Origin of the sequence: Paenibacillus sp. NRS-1782 (genome assembly GCF_050467685.1) — a bacterium.
In the GTDB taxonomy this organism is placed as follows: domain Bacteria; phylum Bacillota; class Bacilli; order Paenibacillales; family Paenibacillaceae; genus Paenibacillus; species Paenibacillus terrae_A.
Genome location: NZ_JBITPH010000123.1, coordinates 1 through 2,424, shown reverse-complemented (window position 1 = coordinate 2,424; position 2,424 = coordinate 1). Strand labels below are relative to the sequence as shown.

Sequence of the window (2,424 nt, the reverse complement as noted above, 5' to 3'; positions counted from 1 at the left end):
GAAATATTCAATTTTAGTTGTTTTTCCATTTTCAACAACCGTAGTGATTCGGTGATCATCATTTTCAAAGTTTGTTGTGATAACAGCTTTACCTTTTTCAGTCTGTACAACTTCTGTTTGGACCAAATTTTCTTCTGACTTGGTAATTTGTTCAGCATTACTTACCGAAGGTAAAACAGTTGCGCAGAGCAATGCTGATGCCAATAAGGGGACGAACACTTTCTTAAAAATTTTCATCATAATTCTCCTCCTATACAAATATTTCAAACAGTTATAAATATTACACTTTGTATAGTGAGAAGTAAGGGGAATTTTGTCGAACATTAAAACACATTACAAAATTCAATCTCATTTTAGAAAAAAGTATTTAATTAACAATAAATTTTACTTTTGTACCGTTTTACTTCCTAAAGATAAGATGGTTATGATTGATTTAGGCACAGAAAGAACTATTGATTCATATAAGCTTAAAAGTGATTCAAAGAATATGAGAATAAGCTTTTATAATCGGGGTTTAGGTTTGAAGGTGCATTTGCAACGAATGTAGGGGATGGAGATCTCAAAACGCTTCCTGATGAAAAAAAGTTTAGAATGAAAAGAAAGTGGTATTTATGACCCATGGTCATAATTTTAATGATCATTATAACCCCGCCGATAGGCTATTTGAATGTATTCTTCAATAGGAAGAAATTTGAACCCAATGAACAATTAGGCTATTTGGCAATAGCCACAGTATTTGCTGCCCTATGGTTAACTAAATTTCTACCGCATTCATGGCGAATTCCCGCTATAATAGTTGTTGCACTTATTGGGATATTCATATTCAGAAAAAAGTAAATATTAAATAATAAAAACAATCCCCGTTACCTTAAGGTTGCGGGGATTTTAATTACAATACGCCGAAACAAAGTAGGATCATAATGGGACTGTATTTGAATTCTGAGGCAGCATGTAAGCTACACCGCTACTCACAGTAGTAATATTACCGCTTACTCTAGCTCTATAATAACCTTTCCCCCAATCAGCAATGTAGAAACTTTCTTGATCACCCTGTCTATTTGTTAAGGAACCCCTCTTAGTAATCCCTTTCCTCCCGATTGTGTCCCAAGTACCTAAACCGGATTTTTGAAAATGCATATCAAAGTTCACATAACTAATTTGATATTGTGAACTCAGGATTATATTCCAGTTACAATACATCCGTCCCGCTATTTGATCACATGTAACTATTAACTCCCCTGCATAGCCTGTTGGTTTAATGATTTTCGACGAAGAGTCATAGACATCATTAGTTACTGCGCTAAAAGAGTTAAACGGGGGGCTAGACTGATCATTTTTTGAGTTTGGGTCTATGTAGATATCATATTTTGTAACATAAGACTGTTCACTCCCTTGTTCAGCATATGTTGCTGTTGGAAGATAGGCTACTGACAAAAAGATTAATGACAGAACTAAACAAACTAATTTTTTCAATTTGATCCTCTCCTTAATAGTTTCATTTAGAAAAAATTATTTTTTCCATAAACTTCATTAATTATATATCACATGCATCACTATTGTCTCCCTTTTTTTGTATTAAATTGTTTTTATTTTCATGGTAATGTATCATGAATTTTATAACATAATTTTGGAGGTGGTACTGTATGGAGTATAGATTGACTGATACTCACTTATATATACTTGAATATCCTGGAGTTCTTTGCTTTGCCCGTCCGAAATATGAATATAAGGATTTAGGAGAATTAATGGAAAATAGCTCACTTTATCATATTTCAACACCAGAAGATTTTGAATCTTTTGACCACACTAAAGTGTCTACTCCCAGTGAAGGAGGGAGCTTCTTTTTGGAGGAATTCCTTAATCCGATACTAAAATTAGTAAATGATAATAAAAAGTAAGGATTAAAATCAAACTGATCCCGCATGCTATGCAGTATATAGGTGTAGCTGCGTGGTTAGCTGATATTATCGCTAGAGCTATCGGTGCTATATTCCTTTAATAACTGTGATTAACAACGACGAATAACGGAGGAAGAATGAAAAGAAAGTGGTATTTAAGACCAATGGTCATAATTTTAATGATCATTATAACCCCGCCGATAGGCTATTTGAATGTATTCTTCAATAGGAAGAAATTTGAACCCAATGAACGATTAGGCTATCTGGCAATAGCTACAGTATTTGCTGCCCTATGGTTAACTAAATTTCTACCGCATTCATGGCGAATTCTCGCTATAATAGTTGTTGCACTTATCGGGATATTCATATTCAGAAAAAAGTAAATATTAAATAATAAAAACAATCCCCGTTACCTTAATTGGTTGGCAGGGATTGTTTTGTTCCTATCCGTTCAGATTCCTCCAATTTGTTCTTGAAGTTGTATTCTCTGATTATGGCTGTGCGGCTGAACAGGTACAGTAACAAT

The 2,424-nt window shown here is 33.9% G+C and carries 3 protein-coding genes; 1 reads left to right on the top strand and 2 read right to left on the bottom strand.

Going from position 1 to position 2,424, the window contains the following annotated elements:
- Nucleotides 1-240: hypothetical protein (locus tag ACIFQM_RS24975; protein WP_430066416.1), on the bottom strand; the 240-nt coding region annotated here is incomplete at its 3' end.
- Between the two features lie 675 nt (nt 241-915).
- Nucleotides 916-1,473 (bottom strand): hypothetical protein, encoded by a 558-nt coding sequence (locus tag ACIFQM_RS24970; RefSeq protein ID WP_430044570.1) that lies wholly within the window; start codon nt 1,471-1,473, stop codon nt 916-918.
- 170 nt (nt 1,474-1,643) lie between these two features.
- On the opposite strand from ACIFQM_RS24970, the gene ACIFQM_RS24965 reads away from it, so the two are divergent.
- Complete coding sequence (locus ACIFQM_RS24965) at nt 1,644-1,898, top strand: hypothetical protein (protein ID WP_430044571.1); 255 nt, start codon at nt 1,644-1,646, stop codon at nt 1,896-1,898.
- The last annotated feature ends 526 nt before the right edge of the window (nt 1,899-2,424 follow it).